General features: G+C 40.8%; 19 protein-coding genes, 5 tRNA genes and 1 pseudogene. 5 read left to right on the plus strand and 20 right to left on the minus strand.

The features are described 5' to 3' along the window. Positions 1–32: 32 nt before the first annotated feature. From PQ478_RS20995 to PQ478_RS21005, 3 genes are read left to right on the plus strand one after another with little or no spacing between them, the layout of a single operon-like run. On the plus strand, positions 33–902 hold the full coding sequence (locus tag PQ478_RS20995; protein ID WP_289235482.1) for an NAD(P)-binding domain-containing protein: 870 nt from the start codon (positions 33–35) through the stop codon (positions 900–902). 25 nt (positions 903–927) lie between these two features. After that, on the plus strand, positions 928–2,268 hold the full coding sequence (locus tag PQ478_RS21000; RefSeq protein ID WP_289235483.1) for a TRAP transporter large permease subunit: 1,341 nt from the start codon (positions 928–930) through the stop codon (positions 2,266–2,268). A gap of 15 nt (positions 2,269–2,283) precedes the next feature. After that, positions 2,284–2,514 carry a hypothetical protein gene (locus PQ478_RS21005; RefSeq protein WP_012960886.1) on the plus strand — a complete coding sequence of 77 codons (231 nt, stop codon included), beginning with the start codon at positions 2,284–2,286 and terminating at the stop codon, positions 2,512–2,514. Between the two features lie 230 nt (positions 2,515–2,744). Here PQ478_RS21005 and PQ478_RS21010 read toward each other — a convergent pair. After that, a pseudogene (locus tag PQ478_RS21010) lies at positions 2,745–3,230 on the minus strand (GNAT family N-acetyltransferase). A gap of 516 nt (positions 3,231–3,746) precedes the next feature. Further along, positions 3,747–4,604 (minus strand): EamA family transporter, encoded by an 858-nt coding sequence (locus tag PQ478_RS21015; RefSeq protein WP_289235484.1) that lies wholly within the window; start codon positions 4,602–4,604, stop codon positions 3,747–3,749. A 298-nt stretch (positions 4,605–4,902) separates the two neighbouring features. Here PQ478_RS21015 and PQ478_RS21020 point away from each other — a divergent pair, with 298 nt between their 5' ends. Next, positions 4,903–5,373 (plus strand): hypothetical protein, encoded by a 471-nt coding sequence (locus tag PQ478_RS21020; RefSeq protein ID WP_289235485.1) that lies wholly within the window; start codon positions 4,903–4,905, stop codon positions 5,371–5,373. An 83-nt stretch (positions 5,374–5,456) separates the two neighbouring features. On the opposite strand, the gene rlmH is transcribed toward PQ478_RS21020, so the two are convergent. The 14 genes from rlmH to PQ478_RS21090 form a co-directional block, all read right to left on the minus strand. Continuing rightward, complete coding sequence (gene rlmH / locus PQ478_RS21025) at positions 5,457–5,936, minus strand: 23S rRNA (pseudouridine(1915)-N(3))-methyltransferase RlmH (protein ID WP_289235486.1); 480 nt, start codon at positions 5,934–5,936, stop codon at positions 5,457–5,459. A gap of 71 nt (positions 5,937–6,007) precedes the next feature. Further along, positions 6,008–6,166, minus strand: a complete 159-nt coding sequence (locus tag PQ478_RS21030; protein WP_289235487.1) for a CxxH/CxxC protein — start codon at positions 6,164–6,166, stop codon at positions 6,008–6,010. A 175-nt stretch (positions 6,167–6,341) separates the two neighbouring features. Further along, entirely contained in the window at positions 6,342–7,559 is a 1,218-nt protein-coding gene (locus PQ478_RS21035; protein WP_289235488.1) for a S1C family serine protease, read from the minus strand. Positions 7,560–7,790: 231 nt separating this feature from the next. After that, on the minus strand, positions 7,791–8,585 hold the full coding sequence (locus tag PQ478_RS21040; protein ID WP_289235489.1) for an MBL fold metallo-hydrolase: 795 nt from the start codon (positions 8,583–8,585) through the stop codon (positions 7,791–7,793). Positions 8,586–8,614: 29 nt separating this feature from the next. After that, complete coding sequence (locus PQ478_RS21045) at positions 8,615–9,388, minus strand: two-component system regulatory protein YycI (protein WP_012960892.1); 774 nt, start codon at positions 9,386–9,388, stop codon at positions 8,615–8,617. Continuing rightward, the gene (locus PQ478_RS21050) at positions 9,385–10,710 is read right to left on the minus strand and encodes a YycH family regulatory protein (RefSeq protein WP_289235490.1); all 1,326 of its coding nucleotides are present in this window, start codon (positions 10,708–10,710) and stop codon (positions 9,385–9,387) included. Before PQ478_RS21050 ends, PQ478_RS21045 begins: the two co-directional genes overlap by 4 nt. Beyond that, a complete protein-coding gene (gene walK, locus PQ478_RS21055; protein WP_012960894.1) occupies positions 10,707–12,530 on the minus strand; it encodes a cell wall metabolism sensor histidine kinase WalK in 1,824 nt (607 codons plus the stop codon). Before walK ends, PQ478_RS21050 begins: the two co-directional genes overlap by 4 nt. Further along, positions 12,530–13,240 carry a response regulator YycF gene (gene yycF / locus PQ478_RS21060; RefSeq protein WP_012960895.1) on the minus strand — a complete coding sequence of 237 codons (711 nt, stop codon included), beginning with the start codon at positions 13,238–13,240 and terminating at the stop codon, positions 12,530–12,532. The genes walK and yycF overlap by 1 nt, the downstream gene beginning before the upstream one ends. A 540-nt stretch (positions 13,241–13,780) precedes the next feature. Then, positions 13,781–13,856, minus strand: a tRNA-Thr gene (locus PQ478_RS21065). A gap of 5 nt (positions 13,857–13,861) precedes the next feature. After that, a tRNA-Phe gene (locus tag PQ478_RS21070) sits at positions 13,862–13,937 on the minus strand. Positions 13,938–13,986: 49 nt separating this feature from the next. Then, positions 13,987–14,063 (minus strand) — tRNA-Asp (locus PQ478_RS21075). 16 nt (positions 14,064–14,079) lie between these two features. After that, a tRNA-Glu gene (locus PQ478_RS21080) sits at positions 14,080–14,154 on the minus strand. Positions 14,155–14,175: 21 nt separating this feature from the next. Next, positions 14,176–14,251: transfer RNA gene (locus PQ478_RS21085), tRNA-Lys, on the minus strand. Between the two features lie 281 nt (positions 14,252–14,532). Next, positions 14,533–15,819: an adenylosuccinate synthase gene (locus tag PQ478_RS21090; RefSeq protein ID WP_012960896.1), complete on the minus strand. Its 1,287-nt coding sequence runs from the start codon at positions 15,817–15,819 to the stop codon at positions 14,533–14,535. A gap of 618 nt (positions 15,820–16,437) precedes the next feature. Here PQ478_RS21090 and PQ478_RS21095 point away from each other — a divergent pair. Beyond that, positions 16,438–17,792, plus strand: a protein-coding gene (locus tag PQ478_RS21095; protein WP_435521063.1) for an IS3 family transposase whose coding sequence is annotated in 2 segments (ribosomal slippage) — positions 16,438–16,906 and positions 16,906–17,792 — 1,356 coding nt in all. Because the reading frame shifts where the segments join, the coding sequence is not laid out codon by codon here. Between the two features lie 197 nt (positions 17,793–17,989). On the opposite strand, the gene dnaB is transcribed toward PQ478_RS21095, so the two are convergent. The 4 genes from dnaB to PQ478_RS21115 form a co-directional block, all read right to left on the minus strand. After that, complete coding sequence (gene dnaB / locus PQ478_RS21100) at positions 17,990–19,354, minus strand: replicative DNA helicase (RefSeq protein WP_012960897.1); 1,365 nt, start codon at positions 19,352–19,354, stop codon at positions 17,990–17,992. A 147-nt stretch (positions 19,355–19,501) separates the two neighbouring features. Next, on the minus strand, positions 19,502–19,948 hold the full coding sequence (gene rplI / locus PQ478_RS21105; RefSeq protein WP_012960898.1) for a 50S ribosomal protein L9: 447 nt from the start codon (positions 19,946–19,948) through the stop codon (positions 19,502–19,504). Between the two features lies 1 nt (position 19,949). Further along, entirely contained in the window at positions 19,950–21,914 is a 1,965-nt protein-coding gene (locus PQ478_RS21110) for a DHH family phosphoesterase (protein WP_289235491.1), read from the minus strand. A gap of 11 nt (positions 21,915–21,925) precedes the next feature. Then, complete coding sequence (locus tag PQ478_RS21115) at positions 21,926–22,864, minus strand: YybS family protein (RefSeq protein ID WP_012960900.1); 939 nt, start codon at positions 22,862–22,864, stop codon at positions 21,926–21,928. Between the last annotated feature and the right edge of the window lie 105 nt (positions 22,865–22,969).

A 22,969-nucleotide genomic window follows, 5' to 3' on the forward strand; every position in this document is an offset into this window, starting at 1 on the left:
AAACCTAGTAACTAGAGAGAAAGGTGATGAAAATGAATATTGGCTTTATCGGATTTGGTGAAGTAGGCTTCGAAATGTCTAAAGGTTTTTATAGCCAAGGCAAGAATTTAAATCTATTTGTTTATGATCATTTATACAAAAACATAGAAACAAAGTATAGGGCAGAGAAAGTGCAGGCAGCTCTTTTTGATGAGCCGTTAAAAGTAGTACAACAAGAACTAAATATTTTATTTGTGGCAGTTCCTGCTTCATATTCATCTGAAGCATGGAATTCCATCTTGCCAGGGCTTAATAAAAACACTTTATGTGTAGATCTTTCAACAGCCTCTTCAGAAACCAAACAGAGAATTTGTAAAGAATTGAGCAACAAAGATATTACTTTTATAGATGCTGCCATAATGGGTCCACTCAAAGGAAACCAACATAAAGTTCCTATGATCGTAAGCGGCATCGGGGCAAAGGAATTTATAAAATGGGGAAAAACCTTTGAAATGAATCTCTCTTATGTTAGTGAGTTGGCAGGAGATGCAACCAATATCAAATTCATCAGAAGCATTTTTACAAAAGGCCTTTCTACCCTTCTCTTTGAAGTGATGGAGATAGCAGATAAATTAAATTTAGATGATACTATTTTAGATTCAATAACTAAAACTATTGATAAAGAACCTTTTGAAAATGTAATTAATCGATTAATTACAGGTAATGTCCTGCATTCAGAAAGACGTATCAAAGAAATGGATAATGTTATTGATTTTATGCTAAATAATCATGTAGAAGCTGAAATGACCAAAGCCACACGAAATAAATTAATAACAATTACAAATTCAAGTATCAAAGAAAAATTTCACGGAAAAGCACCGTTGCACTGGAAAGAAGTAATGCAGAAGATCAATGAAACGTAGAAAAGATGCCTAAGGAGGGTTTTTAATGGGGATAGTCGCTCTCATTATTTTTGTAAGCGTTTTAGTTTTTTGGAGCATTAAGTTAAGAAGGAATCTTGGAGAAGCTGCTCTAGTAGGCTTTTTAGCAATTGTACCTTTAGGAGGCTCAGAAGCACTCTCACTATTTTTACAAGGGATTAGCTTTGCTTCTACGTTTTCAGTTTTGTACGCTGCAATTGCTTTTGTTTTCATGGCTTATGTAATCGATAAATTCGGGATTGTAGAACGGCTTCTAGCTATTTTGAATTCATTAGTAGGCAGGCTCCCAGGTGCGCCTGCAATTATGGATGCTGTTGGATCTTCAGTAATGGGAACACTATCTGGCGGTGACTCAGGAAACACAGCCGCGACTGGATCCATTACCGGTCCTTGGATGCTCCGCAACAAATGGAATAAAGAAATAGCAGCATCTGTTATGGTCGGTAATGGAGGAATGGCCTCAGCCCTCCCCCCTACAACATCAATGTTTATCATTTTAGGCTTTGCACCAGTAGCAGCAGCTATTACAACAGGAGAATTTTTTATCGCTCTATTAATTGCTGGAGCATACCAGTTTTTACATCGATTAATTTTGATTGGATATTTTGTTAAGAAGCAGAATATTAAAGCATTCAGTGCTGAATCATTAGATCCACTAAGTGTTTCTTTTAAAAATGGTTGGAGTTCAATTTTTATATATATGGGAGCAATTATTCCATTAACTTTAACAATTGGTCCATTGGCTGATTTTATAGCAAATATTCCCTCTTTAGGAGAAGAAGCACTAAACAGTGTTGATATTGTTATTTGGATCCCAACTCTAATGATTGGTATCGCATTTCTCTTAGGAAGAAAGACCATGCCTAAATCATTTACGGGTCTTCTTAAATTTACAAAAAATTCAATTCCACGTTTTACTGTTATTGGCTCATTAATTTTTTTCGCCGTGGCTTCAAGTGAAGTCTTAACAGCCTTAGGCTTATCAGAAAATATCTCACAATTGATGAATGCAGCTAATACACCAGGTTGGCTTACTGTCTTATTACTAGGGCTTGGCATTACTGCTATTGCAGGACCTCTGACATCAACAGGAACCCTTACTGCTGTTGGTTTAGTATCCTACGAAATATTAGTATCTAGTGGGTTCTCTCCCCTTATTTCAGCAGTTGTTATTATGACTTTTGCTTCTACGTCTGCCCAAATGCCTCCAGCTTCCGGCTCCATATATATAGCTTCTGGAATTGTTGGAGCAAGACCTGAAAAAACATTTTTAATTTTAATACTCTATTATGTTTGTCCTGTAATTCTTATCGGATGGTTAATAGCTATGGGAATATTACCAGTCTAAGGGGGGAGATTTAAGATGCAACTTCTATTAGAGCGTCTTTTTAGTCTATGCTTATTGTTATCTTTGCTTCTAGCATTAACTATGGTAGTAAGCCAATTAATAGGATTTATGATTGGCAATGGTGAGCTTGTAATTCAAAGTCGTGACATTTTAAAACAACCGACAATTATTTTTGCTGCTATTTTTTCAGGTATTGCTTTTATACTAGGGTACTTTCCCGCATATCAAGAACAGAATAACTCCTGATTATTTCAAGCTCTTTAGAGAACAAAAAGAAGTGAGTATCTATTCAACGGGTTCGGTTGACGAGGAGAAAAATGCAAATAGCAATTTAAATAGTACACTAATCAGCATATATATTAACATCTAATTGGTAATATATATGGGAAGTAAAAACGCTCAGAAATCTGAGCGTTTTTTGATGTGATTTTTTAGTTTTCTTATTTCACTAACGCACACGTCAGTTTAATAATTACTCAAACTTGTAACACCATTTCTACTGTTTTTAGTATATGTCCATCGAAATCATCATCAAACTCTCTTATAACTTCAAAGCCTTTTGCTTCATAGAATCTTATTCCTAATTTATTTTCTTTTTCAACATCTACGAAAATTTCTTTCACTTCGTCTAATTCATTTATGCCATGTTCTAACAAAGCTGAACCTATTCCTTTACCTTGATATTCAGGATTAATGTAGATAGCCCCTAAACCAACTTTTCCATCTTTATTTACTGGAGAAAAATTAGCAAAACCAACAACTCTTTCGGCAGTTTCAGCTACCAAAAGAAGTGAGCGTTCCATACGTTGTTGCATTCTTTCGTCATTGTAAGCAGAACTCATAAAATTCTCTTGAATATCTAAAGGAATTATCCCTTCATAAGTAGAATTTCAAGTTGTTTTTGCTACATCTTGCACTTGCTTTGTATCCTCCTCTTGCATCTTCCGAACAAAAAATTCCATAATAAACCCCTCCTAATAAAATCACTTTTTTGAAAATTGTCCCATAAATACTTTCGTAAATGTTTTTCCACTCTATCGCCCCGTTAGTTTAAGAACAACTCTTCACAAACACTCTCTATAATATTAACATATAATTTCCATTAGCCTTCAAAAAACACTCCTGATTAGCACCCGTTTTAGCACTGACTTTAACAATACGACATAAATTTATGTGGTGTTGTTAAAATGGATGCGAATTGATGTGCGAATTCTTATGCTAATTACGCAAAATCATTGATACAACAAAAAAATGAGGGCACCAATTCATATGCGAATAATGTCCTCAATTAGGTTGTTATTTAATGACTTCTCCCCAGTAACCGAACCCGTTAGTATCTACTCATTTCTTTTTGTGTATAAATTACAATGTATTCCCACCTTGGTTAATTGTCTAATATGAAACAAGACAACCACGATCATTTGGTCAGGTCAGCTGTCTTATTTTCTAAATAACAGTTAAATCTACAGGCGCTTTTATCAACCCTGCTTCACGCTTAAAATCGTCACTGTCACGAGGATAATTGCCATGCCTCCAAGCTGGGTTACTGTAAGCAGTTCACTCAGAACCATAAATCCCAAAAGGGAGGCAGTCACGGGTTCCACCATTGCAATAATGGAAGCTGACGTCGGTGATGTTTTTTTCAAACCAACTACATACAAGAAGAATGATACCCCTGCTCCGAAAATTCCTAAAAGAATGATCCATCCTAAGTCAGGTGAGAAAAAGACGGAAGCTGCTTCGCCGTGGTCAATGAAAAGCAGCGTTATGATCGTAAAGGCAAGAAATGCAATCGTTAAAATTCCTTGCGGCTGCCCATGGCGGGATGCATATTTAAAGCCAAAAATGAACAAAGCATACGATAACCCGGCACCGAGTCCTGTCATAAGCCCAAGCATTGTGATGCCCTCAGAGCCAATGCTGTACACCTCTGTCAGCAATACCACACCAGCCATCACACAACCAATAGCCAGCCATTTAAATAATGACGCCTGTTCAAGACGGAATATAAAAGAGATAAGGAGAACAAAAATAGGTGCGGTATACATCAATGTTGCCGCTACCGCAACACTGCCCTCTGAGATACTAACAAAATAAAAAACAAAATTCCCTGCTACGCCAATACCCGCAACGACAGACCAGAACAACAGCGGCCTATTAAACCGCGTCGGCCGGAACAAGAACCAAATAAGAATACATACTAGACCTACTGCTCCCCTATAAAAGGAGATGACTAGGGGATCCCAGCCTTTATCCATTAAGAAGCCGCCTAGTCCCCCAGAAATGCCCCATAAAATTGCTGCTAAAATAACTAATCCTAACCCACCAACACGCATATAATACCTCCACATATCTGATTTCATCTGTAAAGATATGTATACCTGTTAGTAGCGGTTTTATAACTTAATTTTATATATATGTTATTGGGAAGTCTTGGGTTAACTCAAAACCCGTTTACTCATGAAATTGAGCTTTAAGTATATATCAGCATTTAGAATACTAGCAGGCAACCGCAAAGCTTAATCAACATCGCGATGTTAATCTGCTTGATCAAGTGCACGTTTCAGTAAAATCGAATAAATATTTATACCAAGACTAACACTACACATAAAACTAATGTGAGGTATTAATGACATGAAACAATTTATTCTCTGGTTACTCTTGATCTTGCCTTGGGTATCCTTGCTTTTTTTGAAAATGGATACTGTACGCAGGTACATGCCAGTCGCTCTATTTATGACCGTTATTCATACCTTGGCATATCAAGCGGCCTACCATTACGGTTGGTGGAAAGAGTCAGGTTCCAGTCTTTTTGGCTGGGATAAAGTCGTTCCAGTTCCTTGGGTGTATGGAGCGTACTTAGTTATAGTTATCTGGGTATTCCACTTTACTTTCAAAAAGTTTTGGTTGTATATGGCTGTTAATATAATTTTGGACGGGCTATTTATGTATATCATTTACCCACTATGGCAACGTATCGGGCTTGTTTCGAGCGAATCAACTTTGCCTACAATTGCTATTGTTGCTATGATGGTGGGGTTTGCATTGATTATCTACCTTTATCAAATGTGGCAGGACGAAGTGTTCAAATCGCCCACAGGATAACTTATGCGTTACCAAGAGCAGCTTAACGTACTCTTCATAGAATCAATGCATTCCCCGAAGATATATCTTGCTTCTACCCCTCTTTACTTATGGTACGGTTCTCCCCGATTAATCCGAAACGCTCGATACACCTGCTCTAATAACACCAGCCTCATCAACTGATGCGGCAGCGTCATTTTTGAGAACGACAGTGCATAATTACTGCGGGCCATGACTTCCTCACTTAGACCGAGCGATCCGCCTATCACAAAGGCGATTTTGCTTTTCCCGTACGTTGCAAGCTGGTCAATTTCTTTTGCTAATTGCTCTGATGTCAGCTGTTTACCTTTGATTTCAAGTGTGATAACATGCGTATCTGGCGCGATTTTGGCGAGGATTCTTTCGCCCTCTTTTTGCTTTACGAGCACCATGTCGGCCTCACTTAAATTCTCCGGTGCTTTTTCATCAGCCACTTCTACTAGCTCAATTTTTGCATATGCTCCAAGCCGTTTTGTATATTCGGCTATTCCTTGCTTCAAATACTTCTCTTTTAATTTTCCTACAGAAATAATTGAGATATTCACAGTGTGTATTCCCTCATCCTTTATTTTTTATCCACAGAAGTTATCCACATATCAACAGTGTTAGTAACTGACTATTTCGTAATTGAATAAACAGCAGGCTTCTTGCAGTAACTGCACATTGTGGATAATTGATCTGCCTCATTTAATTTTTCGATGATTGGTGCCGCTTCGTACTCATCAACGACTACATCCATTGCTACTTCAATATGTTCATCACATGCAAATTCCATCTTAATCCGTCCTTTCTATTTACCGTGTTTTATTATAGCATACCCGTTTTCCACCTGTGGGCAACTTCCTTTTTGTGACTGAAACCAAAAAAGACAGAGCTATGTGAATAACTCTGTCTGACATCTATCTATGTTTACCTTTTCCAACTAACCAAACTTCCAACTTGCATTTTTATTAAAAGCTTTGCTGCTCGGCTAGCTGCACCATGACTGTCTCACGGCTTCCGTTGCGGTAGTATGTCACTTCTACTTCATCGCCAACTTGCTTTTCTGTGTAGAGGAATCTGCGTAAATCGTGGCCATCGGTAATTTCTTCACCATCAATTTCTACGATAACGTCATACTGTTCAAGCCCTGCACGCTCTGCTGCAGACATTGGTGAGACACTTGATACCATCACTCCTGCTCGTACATCACTTGGCAGATTTAATGTTTCTTGCCAGTGGTAGCTTGGAATTTCATTTAGTGATTGAATGCCTACCCCCAGCTGCGGACGTTTGACTTCACCGTAGCGTTCTAAATCTTCAATGATAGGGAGCGCCACACTTGTTGGGATCGCAAAGCCAATCCCTTCTACTGAGCTTTGGGCGATCTTCATGGAATTAATCCCAATGACTTGACCTTCAATATTTAATAATGCGCCGCCGCTGTTTCCGGGGTTGATCGCCGCATCTGTTTGCAGCACTTCTGCATGCCAGTCAACCTGGCCGTTTCCGGTTAAATCAACAGGAATGCTTCTTTCTGTCGCACTAATAATGCCTTGTGTCACCGAACTTGAAAATCTGAGCCCTAATGGATTTCCGATCGCAATTGCAGGCTCTCCAACCCTTAGTGAGTCAGAATTGCCAAACTCAGCAACTGTATCAATATTTTCACTGTCAATTTCAAGAACAGCTAAGTCTGTAATTACATCTGAGCCTAGAAGCTCTGCAGGGACTCTCGTTCCATCGGCTAAGCTGACTTCTATTCCATTTGCCCGGTCAATAACATGGTGATTCGTTACAACAAATGCCTTGTCTCCAGCTGCCTTATAAATCACCCCAGAGCCAGTCCCTTCTCCGCCTTGTTCTTGAAACGGATTCGATTGTTGAATATTTATGACTCCTACAACAGCATCTGATACTTGATCTACTGCCTGCGTTACATCCGTATTCACCGAATAACTGACCGTTTGCACATCTTCTGGCTGCTCTGAAGCTACTAAACTCGCATCTTCACCTTGGGAGTCTCCTGCATTGTATGGAAGGATACCTAAATTAGATAAGAGCGGCAAGGATAAGAGAACAACCAAGCCTCCGACAACCGCACCAATAAATGCTGAAAGGGCTCCACCGCGCCTAGAACGTTTCTGCCTTGTATCACGTTCTGTGTAATGCTCATCATAATAGCCCATAACCCAACACCATCCTTATAATTTAAATGAAAAAGGTCACAACTTTAGCCATGCTACATCCCTTATCAAAAGGATGATTTTGATCATTATTATACCGATTCTTTAGGAGAAATCTACTAGCATGCTTCACTTTTGATTATTTTTTATACTGTTTACAGAATTGCCAACAACAGTAAGGAATAATCACTTAAAAACGAAAAAGCCCTCTATCGTAAGAGGACTTTTTCTAGATTATACGCTAGTGAGCGGAGTTGGCTTTAGGGGGTCTGTATCAAATAACTCAAACTGCTCGCCTACTGGCATATCTTGTTCTTTTAATACTTGCTCTACGGTAAGGCGTGCTAAGTCTTTCATATTATTATCCAGGCTTAAGTGAGCAAGATAGATTCTGCTCGTATTGTCACTAATCACATCAGATAACGCAAGAGCGGCATCTTCGTTTGATACGTGTCCTACATCACTTAAGATTCTTCGTTTTACGTTCCACGGATAACGCCCCATCCGCAGCATATTCAAATCATGGTTCGATTCAAAAATGTACATATCAGCACCTTTAATTGTTCCTTTAATCCGCTCGCTTACATAGCCCATGTCAGTGGCTAGCACAAGCTTCTTTCCTGCGTGATGAAAGCAGTAAAACATTGGCTCTGCCGCATCATGAGAGACACCGAACGACTCAACGTCTAATCCGCCGAATGTTTTTACTTCTTCTGTTGCGAAGATAAATTTTTGATCAGTCGGGATGGTGCCAAGGTTGTTCTCCATCGCAAGCCATGTCTTTTCATTCGCATAGATTGGCAGCTTATGTTTTCTTGCAAACACGCCGACCCCTTTTATATGATCGCTGTGCTCATGACTAACTAAAATACCGTCAAGTTCTTTAGGATTGCGTCCGATTTCTGTGAAAAGCTCGTCCATTTTCTTGCCGCTAAGTCCGACATCCACTAATAGCTTTTTATCATCGGCCTCCACATAAATCGCATTTCCAGTACTTCCGCTAGCCAGCACACTAAAACGTAATGACATCGTAGGTTCACTCCTGTTTTTTGCTGCTGTTACGAGAGCTGCTGTATTTCAGGGTTGATCGCATGCACAAGATAGGTCTCACCCTCAACCGTCACACGCCACATCGGTGCAAATACCTGTGCCCCTCCGCCTTGCAGATTGTGGAGGCTGTAATAACCAAACTCCACATGCGTCACGGTATCGTTCACCCCTATATGCTGTGCATTTAACAGCACCTCAATGGCCTTAATACTTGTTAGCACTTCTCGTTCTCTGCCTGTTGGCTCAAACTCATAATAGCTTTGTTCGTAGGCAACAATCTCTCTATCTTCATTTAGCTGTAATACTAGAGGTTCTGCTTCAAACGCGTAGGCTGTTTTCCCTTCATACGTTTGCTGCATAAGAATTTGTCTTGCTTCTGTATCAAACCGGCCAAAGCGATACTCACGGCCGTTCGTTATATAGCTTGTAAGAAACTGATTTAAATCTTGGGAAAACTGATCTTCTCTTAACTCAAAAGGCTCATTAAGCTCTGCGATGATCGTTGTGCCATCTAATAAGTCTGCCTCTTGATTGCTTAGAGCGTTCATCTGTCTTTCACTAAACGGCACGGCCTTTCCTAAAATATGACCGGCTGTCGTTGTCTCTTCTGGCAGCTCGACATCAATGGTTACATTATTATCGCGCAGCACTTCTTGAATCGTCGCTTGAGCAATCATGTTCATTTGATTGGAGTTATTTTTCTCGATCAGCTGCCACGTAAGAAAGATATTTAAGAATAAGAAGGTGATGATGAATATGGTTTTTGTCCGGCTCCAATTCATTGCATCCCCTCCTCACTAGCTCCATCATTAAACGTAACTTTCTGCCATTGTCCATCATAAAGCACATACCAATAAGGCTCAAGTGTGACTAATGAAACATTTTGTTTGTTCATTTCATAGCCGACCATTACTTTTTCAAGTCTGTTTGGATCAAAGTATTCCTGTTCATTCAGCCGCTCTAGCACTGCTTCCCCTGATGGAAGCTCGACGCGTTGGATCGCATTAATCGGCTGATTATCAAGGTCAAATAACGGACGCTCATAGCTGACGATTTGGGAGCCGATCCGGCCGACTTTTAAACTCATAATACTTTGACCCTCATAACTGATAACTGGCGTACCATCGACATGAAGCATATATTCAGCTTCTTCTCTTACATCTGCTACTGCCCAATCCGATAGAATATAAGGATCTGACCATCCGCCGTGACTATTTATAAAATCGAAGCTGTTTTGAACAATATGACGGCTGCTTCGCTCTTGATTTTCAGAGAAAAGCGGATTGTTATAATCCATAAATTCACCGTCATTTCTCAATTGGATAATCCGATTCCCATCCGTAAAGGATTCATTTTGATCCGCCAGATTAGCACGAACTGAATTTGGCTCGTTGAATAACTCATTAATAAAATAATTTACATCAATCGGACTTGTCGTGTATGTCATTCGCTCAACCTCAACGGGCTCAACAGGAACATACACATGCTGATGAAGCTGAGTATGATTTGGCCCTTGTGATACAGAAGTAACCGGAATGTAGTCTCCCCTCATCCACTCTTGAAACTCATTTGCAGAAAAAGAGGTTTCTACTTCCACCACTCGCTCATCCTCGCCAAATAATAGCTGCATCGCTACTTCATCCTGATTGTTATCTATATAGACATAGAGTCGGTCTACCTCAGAGGTTGGAAGGTTAAAAACTTCTCTATCCACTTCAAACATCGCGAGCAACGTATCTGTAGGGACAGCTGCAGGAAAAATGACTTCTATCCCTGCACTAACACCCGGTTTTGGAAAAGGACCGGTAGCAAGCATGTCTCCTTCATCGAGCTCTGCTTGTAGAAGCTGATCAAAAAATTCATCAAAAGCATCAGTATGTCTTGGAATCATGGCTGTTTGCCCGTCTACATGAGTGATCAGCTTCTCTGGCCTAATAACATCGCTTAACCTAACCTCTTCACTGATCAGTGAGGTTCTCTCTAATTCTTCTGATTCACCTAGGAAGTTGATATCAGGCTGAAACGTCCACAGCTGCCAAGTCAGGATGATACTTAACCCTACTAAGCCGATTAATAATCCTGTTTTGACGTGTTCGTAATTCATGCCTCTCCCCCCTTAAATGTAGAGTAAGGCAATGTAAAGTAAATCGTCGTACCAGATCCATATTCACTTGAAACCCAAATTTCTCCGCCATGAGCATGCACTAATTCCTTCGCAATCGCAAGACCAAGTCCTGTACCGCCGATGCTTCTCGCACGTGCTTTATCTACACGGTAGAAACGATCAAAGATCTTCGATTGATTTTCACGAGGGATCCCCATTCCTTCATCTGAAATACTCACTCGTACATTATGTCCTTGATGCATGAGGGTTGTCGTAATATTGCCGCCCTCCGGAGAGTACTTCATTGCATTGGAAATAATGTTATCAATTACTTGCGTCAATTTATCTTTATCCACTTCTACATACGTTGGATGTCCTGAAATATGGCGCGTGAAATGAATATCTCTTCCCTGTGCGACCATCTCAAACCGATCAATCACTTCATGCAGGAATTGACCAAAATCAACCCATGTCAGCTGCAAGCGGTAGTCGTGGCTGTCAATTTTAGAAAGCTGAAGCAGGTCATTAACTAAGCGGATCATACGCTCTGTTTCATTTTGAGTAACCCCAACAAACCTGCGTGCAAGCTCTGGCTCATCAAGTGCACCGTCCTCAAGCGCTTCTAGGTAGCTCTTCATAGTCGTTAACGGGGTACGCAGCTCATGAGAAACATTGGCTACAAATTCACGTCTGTCCTGTTCAATTTTTTCTTGCTCCGTTACATCATGCAGTACCGTAATTAAGCCATTAATCGGCCCATCCTCTTCTTGAATGACAGAGAAATTAGCTTCGATCAGAAACTCTTGTTCGTCATCACTAAAATCAAGGAGAATGGAATCCGTCTGCTCAAATAAGTCTTCAAGCTCATACGTTTCTGGCAGTCTTAACACTTCAGGCAGCAGGGATTTGATCACTTCATAGCTTTGAACACCAAGCAGCTCCTCTGCACGCTTATTCATCAAAATAATATGACCGTCTTGATCTGTTGCAAGTACGCCATCTGTCATATGAGCCAGAACTGAGCTTAATTTCTTCTGCTCACGGGCTCTTGTTGCTGTGGCATCTTGTAATTTATGAGTCAAATCATTAAAAGAATAAGCAAGCTGTCCGATTTCATCTGTGCTGTAAACTGTTACCTGTCTCGAGAAATCTCCCTGACCCATTCTGAGCGCTTGTTTACGCATATCCATAATCGGCGCCGTAATCGTCCGCGCAAGCAAAATAACGAGCACCGCGGTAATTAAGAGAGCTATCACTGTGCCGCTCAATAAGATGCTGTTAATTTGCTGCATTTGATCATAAATATCTTCCATTGAAGATTCAATATAGATTGCGCCAAGCGTATTATTATCTTGGTCTTTAATTGGAACAGCAAGCACCTGAACGCGGTCACCCGTCTGTGGATCACGTTCAATCGCAGCATCTCGCGCTCCAAGAAGCGCGCGTTTAACCCTGTATTTCGTCGTCTGCTGGCCTACAATATGCCGGTTCGAAAAATTAGACGTACCTAAAATTTCGCTGTTAGCATCGACCACTTGAACTTCTGCATTTTCAATATTAAACGTCTCTCTTAAAAGTAAATTAATATCATTATAAAGCTCACTTCGATCTTCACGCGGCTCCATCATTTCCTGGGCAACATTGTATCCGAGCAAGTTAGCACGCTCATTTAACATTTGATCATGGTTGTAGACAAGCTGTTCTTCTAGCTTTCCTGTAAAATACACACCAATGATCTGCATGGCCATAAAAATGAGTAATACATAAATGATAATTAACTTAAATTGAATTGATCTAAAAAATCCAACCTTTCGATCCATTAACCTTGCTCCACATCTTCAGGCGATGATAAATAATACCCTACCCCGCGTCGTGTTATGATCCAGTTTGGATAGCTTGGATTATCCTCAACTTTTTCTCTAAGTCTTCTAACCGTCACATCGACTGTACGTACATCACCAAAATAATCATAGCCCCATACAGCCTGCAGAAGATGCTCACGCGTCATCACTTGTCCTAGGTGTTTAGCTAAATAATGAATCAGCTCAAATTCTCTATGCGTCAACTCAATTGTCTCACCGCGGCGCTTCACTTGATAAGCATCCGGGTAAATCGTTAAGTCTCCTACCGTTAATTCTTTTTGCGTTGACACTTCTTCAGCACCGGATTTTCTGCGGCGTAAGTTTGCTTTAACACGTGCGAGCAATTCTCTTGTGCTAAAAGGCTTCGTGACATAATCATCCGCCCCAAGCTCAAGTCCTAAGACTTTATCAATCTCAGAATCTTTCGCTGTCAGCATAATAATCGGAATGTCATAGCTTTTTCGTACTTCACGGCATACTTCCATCCCATCCTTATGAGGTAACATAATATCTAGTAAAATGAGATCAGGCTCTTCTTTTTTTACTTGTTCAACAGCTTCGTTGCCATCATAAGCACAAAATACTTCAAAGCCCTCTTTTTCTAAGTTAAACTTTAATATATCAGCGATTGGTTTTTCATCATCCACTACGAGAATACGCTTATCCATTCAAATTCGCTCCAATCCAACATAATATCTATTCGACATAGTACCTATTTTAAATAATATCTATCCACATTCTAACATAAGACGCAAAAAGACGTAGGAAAAAAGAAAAGCATGGGCGACTGCTTAAGTGCGACTGGGCTGGAGAGCGAGCAACATGAAATCGCTTTTTGATTTCATTTGATCGATCGAAGCACACGAGCACTTAGGAGCCTATGCTAGACAATAGAAAAGCATGGGCGACTGCTCAGGTGCGATTGGGCTGGAGAGCGAGCAACATGAAATCGTTCTTTGATTTCATTTGATCGATCGAAGCACACGAGCACTTAGGAGCCTATGCTAGACAATAGAAAAGCATGGGCGACTGCTTAGGTGCGATTGGGCTGGAGTCATCCAATTATGCTTCTCGTCCCCCCGATTAACGAATGAAACTATGCATTTTTCTATATAACAAATTTCTATATAACAAAAAAACGTCCCTGCACAAATACAGAGACGAAATAAAAAAAGCGTGCCTAAGCACATCTGTCGTTTTAATAAAAGTGGTGCCGGCCAGAGGACTTGAACCCCCAACCTACTGATTACAAGTCAGTTGCTCTACCAATTGAGCTAGACCGGCAAAAATGGTGGCTTGGGACGGAATCGAACCGCCGACACATGGATTTTCAGTCCATTGCTCTACCGACTGAGCTACCAAGCCAATCTTTTAATTCTTGTCCATCTTACCACAATGAATATTGAAAGTAAAATGGCGGTCCGGACGGGACTCGAACCCGCGACCTCCTGCGTGACAGGCAGGCATTCTAACCAACTGAACTACCGGACCAGTATGAATATGTAAATGGTGACCCGTACGGGATTCGAACCCGTGTTACCGCCGTGAAAGGGCGGTGTCTTAACCGCTTGACCAACGGGCCATTTTCATAAAAGGTTGAAAATGGTGAGCCATGAAGGACTCGAACCTTCGACCCTCTGATTAAAAGTCAGATGCTCTACCAACTGAGCTAATGGCTCTTAGTGATAATGACGCTCACTTTAATCAGTAAAGCTTGTCATCGTTCGCTGTAACTCTCAGCGACAAGAATAATAATATCATGCATTTCTAAACTGTGCAAGGCTTTTTAAAAATTTTTTTAAAAAACTTTTCATACCGTTAGCGGGCCTTCAGCACTCATTAAGAATAGCGAACTTTGGCGAATAGCGCAAGATCTTTTTCTAGCTTTTTATACGATGTCTAACAACTGATCAAATTTATAAAAAAGCCGCCTAGACCGTGTCTAGGCGGTTTCGATCAATTATGCAAACACACCACGTACAAGGTTTGTTTGATTTCTATCAGGTCCAACCGAGAAGACTGTTAAAGGAATACCTGTAAGCTGTGATACGCGCTCAATATAATGGCGAGCATTTACTGGCAGTTCATCTAAAGATTTTACTCCAGTGATATCCTCAGTCCATCCTGGAAGCTCTTCATAAACTGGTTCGCACTCAGCAAGAACTTTCAAGCTAGCCGGGAATTCTTCAATAACTTCACCACGATACTTATAAGCCGTACAAATCTTCAATGTCTCAATTCCAGTTAATACATCAATAGAATTTAAAGAAAGATCTGTAATTCCACTGACACGGCGAGCGTGACGCACAACTACACTATCAAACCAGCCAACACGACGAGGGCGGCCTGTTGTTGTACCATACTCATTACCAACTTCACGAATGTTATCACCGATCTCATCATGAAGCTCAGTTGGGAATGGACCATCACCTACACGTGTCGTATACGCTTTAGAAACCCCTACTACATGATGAATTTTAGAAGGTCCAACACCTGAGCCGATTGTTACTCCCCCAGCAATTGGGTTAGAAGAAGTAACGAAAGGATATGTTCCTTGATCAAGATCAAGCATTACCCCTTGAGCGCCTTCAAATAAAACGCGACGTCCATCATCAAGAGCATCATTTAACACTACAGATGTGTCACACACGTAGTGAGCTACTTGCTGTCCGTACTCATAATATTCATCAAGGATTTCTTCTTTAGTAAATCCTTCTACTTCATAATATTTCTCAAACATACGATTTTTCTCTTCTAGATTACGCTCAAGCTTCTCTTCAAATACTTCACGATCTAGAAGATCAGCCATACGGATGCCAATACGCGCTGCTTTATCCATGTAAGCTGGGCCGATACCTTTTTTCGTTGTTCCGATTTTATTTGCACCTTTACGCTCTTCTTCTACAATATCAAGCTTTAAGTGATATGGAAGAATGACATGAGCACGATTAGAGATGCGTAAGTTGCTTGTATCAACATTACGATCATGAAGATACTTTAGCTCTTCTACTAATGCTTTAGGGTCAATAACCATACCGTTTCCAATTACACACGCTTTATCTTTATAAAAAATCCCAGACGGAATTAAGTGAAGCTTGTACTTCTCTCCGCCGAAAACAATTGTATGTCCTGCATTGTTTCCACCTTGGTAACGAGCGACTACTTCCGCTTTTTCAGAAAGATAATCTGTAATTTTTCCTTTTCCTTCATCGCCCCATTGTGTACCTACAACCACTACTGATGACATATGTTGCACCTCCGTCTCGGACGTTCTAACCGAGAAATTTCAAAATCCATTGACAAGTATATCAACATACAGGTCAATCGTCAATAAAACCCGAACATTTAATACAATGTACACAAATTCGTTCGTGTGGGAAATACATTTATGATTAGATTGTTTCTAAAAGATGCAAACTATACGCAAAAAGAGGCCCGGACAGAAGTGTTTTTAAACTACGTACGGTAAAGATGGGTAGTGCGTTGACAACATTGCACAAAAAAGACGACTTTCCATCACTAAATGAAAAAAGTCGTCTGGTCATTTCATAAAATGCATCAAACAAGGTAATAGCGGATTCTCCGCTTCTAAAATATGCTTCGCTAGGTTATTGCTTTTAGTAATTAGGATGTAGAGCGATTTTGTTAAGCTCAGTTCACATTATAAACCGCCCTTCGTTTACTAAATCACTGAGCAGCGAACAAGTTCGATGAGGGAGCACTATACAACCTTCTCGCTCCGTTGATTGTAGCGGAAGGCGCCGACTCCAGCGGGATGCGCGTGACCAGGGAGATCCCACAGGAGTGTATGTACTGCACCCCTATTGTTGGACACCTCAATCAACACTAGGAGGTGCCTTCATCAATGACCACGTTCACCAAGGAATATAAACTTCAAGCGGCTAAACGTTATCTAAATGAAATCATCAGTTATCGAGAACTTGCAAATCAAGTGGGCGTAGATGATTCGACGCTGCGATATTGGGTGATGTTAGTTCGCTATCATGGGGATCAAGCTTTTACCTTTCCCTATACAAACTATTCAGCTGCCTTTAAACTGAAAGTAATTCAATTTATGACCGAAGAGAATTACTCCATTCGAGAGGCATCAGCCATTTTTCATATTCCCGTTCCATGTATGCTTCGCAGGTGGAAGAAAAAGTGGGAAACAGCTGGAGAAGATGCCTTTGAACTAAGAGAAAAGGGGCTATCTACAATGACTGTTAATCAGAATAAAAATAAGGGCAACAACTCTTCAAACCCATCGGTAGAAGAGTTGAAAAAAGAGCTGGAATACCTTCGTATGGAGAATGCGTATTTAAAAAAGCTGAAAGCCTTAGTTCAGGAAGAACAATCACCAACAAAATCAAAGCGAAAGTAGTATATGAACTAAGGAACGAATTCCCGGTGAGTCGAATGTTGAAAATAGCCAAGATGCCTAGAAGCACTTACTATAACCTTGTTAAAAAATGGAGCCAGCCAGATCCTGATCGAAAATGGAAAAGAAGAATTGCATTCATTTACCATAAGCACTTTGGTCGATATGGCTATCGTCGTATTACAGACCTCCTTCAGGAAAAGGGATATGCGATTAACAAAAAGAAAGTGCTTCGAATGATGAGAGACCTAGGGCTTAAATGCCTTGTACGAATGAAAAAATACAAATCATATAAAGGAGAAGTTGGAAAAGCAGCTCCAAACATCCTAAACCGTAACTTTAGAGCCGAGAAGCCTAATCAAAAGTGGGTGACAGACATTACGGAATTTAAATTGTTTGGACAGAAGCTCTATCTGTCTCCACTATTTGACCTGTTTAACGGCGAACTGATAACCTATACGCTCCAATCAAGACCAACGTATGATTTGGTCGATACGATGTTGGACCAAGGGTTAAAGCACCTAAATAAAGGCGATGATCTCTTGATTCATTCTGATCAAGGTTGGCACTATCGAATGGCCCCTTACGTAAGGAAACTGAAAGAACATAACATCACACAAAGTATGTCTCGAAAAGGCAACTGTCACGATAATTCTGTCATGGAAAACTTTTTTGGAATCCTGAAATCGGAGTTCCTTTATTTAAACGAATTTGATAGTATTGAACACTTCAAAGAAGAGTTAGAACAATACATCTATTACTACAACCATGTGAGAATTAAATCAAGATTGAACCGGAAAAGTCCAGTAGCTTATCGACTCAGTACCCAAAAAGCTGCTTAAAAAAGTGTCCAACTTTATGGGTCCAGTGCATGTAGCGACGAGGAAGCTCCCGGGCCGCCCGCGGAAAGCGTGTGCCTGCAGCGGAAATCAACAACTACTGCAGGTGGTACTTATTCAGTAGAAGCGGGGTCGACTGTTATGTTTTCATATCCCATTCAGTTAAACACTTTGATGTCGAAGCCTATTTTTAATTGTATCTAGGCTCCGGGCGGCATGCTTCTTTCGTCATGCCTTCGTTCTAGGTTAACGAACTTATTATATTCCTTCACAAAAGCTAGCTCAACGGTGCCGACAGGGCCGTTACGCTGTTTGGCTATAATGATTTCGATAATATTCTGATTCTCTGATTCTTTATCATAGTAATCATCACGATATAAGAACGCAACGATATCAGCATCCTGCTCAATACTTCCAGATTCACGAATATCAGACATCATTGGTCGTTTATCTTGTCTCGACTCTACGCCACGAGACAGCTGTGACAGGGCGATTACAGGGACCTCTAGTTCACGAGCAATCGCTTTTAGGGTACGAGAGATTTCTGAAACTTCCTGTTGACGGTTCTCGCCGCTTCGACCGTTTCCTTGGATCAGCTGTAAATAGTCAATCATGATCATACCAAGTCCCTGCTCCTGCTTTAGACGCCTGCACTTAGCACGAATGTCATTAACCTTCACGCCTGGAGTATCATCTATATATATACCAGCTTTAGCAAGGCTGCCCATTGCCATCGTGAGCTTCTGCCAGTCTTCTGCTGTTAGAGCACCTGTACGCATTCTCTGAGCATCAATATTTCCTTCCGCACAAAGCATACGCTGAACAAGCTGACTCGCTCCCATCTCTAGACTAAAGATAGCGACATTCTCGTCTGTTTTAGTGGCTACATTTTGAGCGATATTTAAAGCAAAAGCGGTCTTACCAACAGAAGGACGAGCGGCCACAATAATTAAATCATTCCGCTGAAACCCTGCTGTCATATTATCAAGCTCAACAAACCCAGTCGGGATCCCTGTAATGTCTCCTTTTTGGTTTTGAAGCAATTCAATTTGATCATACGTTTCAACGAGAACGTCTTTAATGGAAATAAAAGCACTTGTATTTTTGCGCTGGGCAACATCTAAGATCGTTTTTTCCGCATCATCGAGTATCGCATCAACTTCATCCTCGCTCGTATACCCGTCCGCTGCAATATTCGTCGCTACCTTAATTAGACGGCGCAGCACTGATTTTTCTTCAACAATTTTACTGTAATATTCCACATTAGCTGCCGTCGGTACGGCGTTTGCTAAGTCACTTAAATAAGCTACTCCGCCAATATCATCAAGCCATTTACGGTCTTGCAGCTCTGAAGTTACGGTTACTAGGTCAACCGGTTCACCTTTTTCTGCCAACTCAAGCATCACCTGATACACGCGCTGGTGCGCGGCCCGGTAAAAGTCTTCAGGCAGTAAGCGTTCAGATGCGGTGACGAGTGCTACATCAGCTAAAAAGATCGCACCGAGTACCGCTTGTTCGGCTTCTATATTTTGCGGCGGGGTACGATCAGCAAATAAATCACTCATGGCACTACTTCCTTTCTATAAAAAAAATAAATATAAAAATAAGAACGAATATAAAAAAATGAAAACGGTCTGACCTTGCTAGGAATTGCAAGATATTCTTGGCACCTAGAGAGATCAGACCGTCTAAAGAAAAGCGTATTTCTTTATTTATTCGCTTTCTACTACGTGAACTTTCACTGTTGCTATCACTTCTGGGTGAATTTTAATAGGAACATTCGTATACCCTAGTGAGCGAATAGGGTCGTTAAGCATTATTTTACGCTTATCTACCTTCATTTTCATACCGGAAAGTGTTTCCGCTATCTGTTTTGTTGATACGGCACCGAATAAACGGCCGCCTTCTCCTGATTTGGCTTTAATTTCTACCGTTAAGGCTTCAAGCTCTTCTTTGTATTTTTTCGCAGCCTCAAGCTCTTCTGCGGCTTTCTTCTGCTCGCTGTTTTTTTGGGCTTTAAGATTAGCGACATTTCCTTTTGTTGCTTCAACCGCTAAGTTATTAGGAAGCAGGTAATTACGCGCATATCCTTCAGATACATTCTTTAACTCACCTTTTTTTCCTTTACCTTTAACATCTTCTAAGAAAATAACTTTCATCTTATTGTCCCCCTTCTAAACTTTCATCTATGGCCTTCTCTAGTTTCTCTCTCGCCTCTTGGAGAGTAACACCTTGTAATTGTGTAGCAGCATTGGAAAGGTGTCCTCCGCCTTCTAAACGTTCCATAATGACTTGGACGTTCACATCACCCAGCGAACGGGCGCTTATGCTTACCATATCATCTTTTCTCTTTGAAATCACAAAGGATGCAGCTACGTCTTTCATTGTAAGCAAGGTATCAGCTGCTTGAGCAATGACAATCTGGCTTAAGCTCTCACTTTCATCAGCTACAGCAATCGCCATTCCCTCGCGATATACCTCTGCATTCTCAATCAGCTTAGCACGCTTTACATATTGGTCCATGTCTTCTTTAAGCAGCTTTTGAACCAATGTTGTATCCGCCCCGTTTGAGCGGAGGAATGACGCCGCATCGAAGGTTCTTGCACCCGTGCGCACAGCAAAACTCTTTGTATCTACAATAATTCCGGCAAGGAGCGATGTTGCTTCAAGCCTGTCCATCTTAAGCTGCTTCGGCTGGTATTCCAGCAGTTCTGTAACCAATTCTGCTGTCGATGAAGCATAAGGTTCCATATACACAAGAACAGGATCCTCAATAAACTCTTCACCGCGTCTATGGTGATCAAGGACAATGATCCGGTCCACTTTAGGAAGCAGCTTAGGTTCCATCACAAGAGAAGGTTTATGCGTATCTACAACGACAAGAAGTGTGTCATCTGTCACATAATCTAGAACCTCATCTGGTGTAACAAATTGCGACCAAAGATCCTCATGACTTTCAACTTCTTCCATTAACTTTTGAACATCGTGGTTAATATCACTCGGATCAAGGACGACAAAGCCTTCCTTCCCATTTACTTCAGCAATTTTCAAAACACCAATCGCAGCACCAATTGAATCCATATCCGGATTTTTGTGGCCCATTATGATGACACGGTCACTTTCAAGGACAAAATCACGCAGCGCGTGTGAAATGACCCTTGCTCTAACACGTGTCCGTTTTTCCATTGCATTTGACTTTCCACCATAAAAGCGGACTTTTCCGTTCTTTTGCTTGATGGCTACCTGGTCTCCGCCGCGTCCTAAAGCCAAGTCTAAACTTGACTGAGCAAGCTTTCCTAGCTCGCGCAAGGAGGTCTCACCCGTACCCACCCCGATACTAAGAGTAATAGGAACTTTTTCTTTGCCTGTCAGCGTTCTAATTTCATCGAGCAGATCAAAGCGAACTTCCTCAATCTGTCTGAGTGATTTATAGTTCATAATTGCAACAAATCGGTCAGAAGCTGTTCGTCTGAGCAAGATATCATTATCATTTGCCCATTTATTTAAAGCAGAAGTGACCTGGCTCATGAGCCGGCTCCTCACTTGATCTTCCATTCCTTGCGTCACTTCATCATAATTATCTAAATAAATAAGAGCGACAACCGTTTTTGTGTCCTCATATAATTCTATTGTCTCTTCCTTTTCTGTTACATCTTGAAAATAAATTAACCTCTCTGTCGGTTCAAACGTAACATGATAAGACCTTGACCCTAAAGTGATCACATCACCTTCAACATTGTCTTCAATCATCGGAACCAGCTCATCATGTAAATCGTCCAAGCTTTTATCAATTAAGTCATCAGCAATATGTTGGCCTATAAAGGGATTAACCCACTGGATGATCTTATCATCATTATAAAGGAGAATTCCTACAGGCATCTTCATGACTGCCTCTTCCCCCGCCTTATTTACACGGTAGGAAAGCGTTTGGATATACGCTTCTAAATCACGTTCAAACGCAAAACGCGCTTGTGACGTGTAGATGGCTAGCACACCTAATATAAATAAACCTATGACGCCAACCTGCCAGTGATAGATCATCAGCACACTGCTGAAAATCACCGCTACGGCAAATAGGGCAATTACGTGGTAGCCATGCCACCGCTTCATTAAGAACTTCGGCATAGTGTCAGCTCCTATTTTTTCTCGCTTTTAATACGTTTACGTAGATCAAAGCCTAAATCAATAATCCCTAGAATACGAATAAGCTGTGTCAAAGGGTTTATAATCAATGTAACAATAACAATAATAATTGGAAGTGCTTTGTTAACTTTTTTATGGTAACAATAATAAAATATAAACGCAAAACCTTGGACCATCATCACAATCTCAAGCAGAGGCAGGAGGTTCCATACAATAATGTACATCGTTGAACCTTCTTCTTGTCCTACTAACAATAAAATCATGACAATTAAGTAATACCATAAGAATGACTTAGGGAACTGCCAGTCTCGAAACGGAGGAAATTTTTCAACCTTTGTACCAAGCCTGCGTAAAATAAGTGTGGCAAGCAGTACTGTTAAGACAGCTAAAGCAATCCCGCTCATAATAATCATAATCGGAACTAAATGGACAATCATATCTGCCATTTCATACATAGGTGCTAGTGAATCAGCAGGATCTTGTCCAATTGTGATCAATGTAGATTCTGCAAGACGAATCTGCTCGCGCAAGAGATCTGACATAAAGCTGATTGGATTCTCATCCATAACTAATGACAGCCCCACATAGACAAGCAGCATATTTAACATATATATTAAACTCCCGCCAATTAACACATTAAAAGGTGCTAACTTCCGGCGGTATAACTCACCTATCACAAGTCCCGCGCTTCCAAAAAATAATGCCCCAGGTACTCCAATAACACCTGCGATCATAAAAGAAAGCAAAATCGCTACAGCAACAAGCATGAATCCTGGCTTCAACCCTCTTCTTACTACAAATAAGATAAAAGGAAGCGGCAGGGCCCACATCGTAAGATAAGCAGCGAATGGAACATACAGCGTAATGGCTAATAAACTGACAAAAAGAGCTCCGAGTATTGCTCCTTCTGTTAGTGTTCTCGTTTGTTTCACACATTCACCTCATTTATCTTTCCAACCAACCATCAACCTGCTTACAAGCAAGGATTTTTGACAGTTTCTCATATCCTTGTCTATTTTAGCGTAATTGCGAGGAAA

This window comes from Alkalihalophilus pseudofirmus, assembly GCF_029094545.1.
Lineage (GTDB): Bacteria > Bacillota > Bacilli > Bacillales > Bacillaceae_D > Alkalihalophilus > Alkalihalophilus pseudofirmus.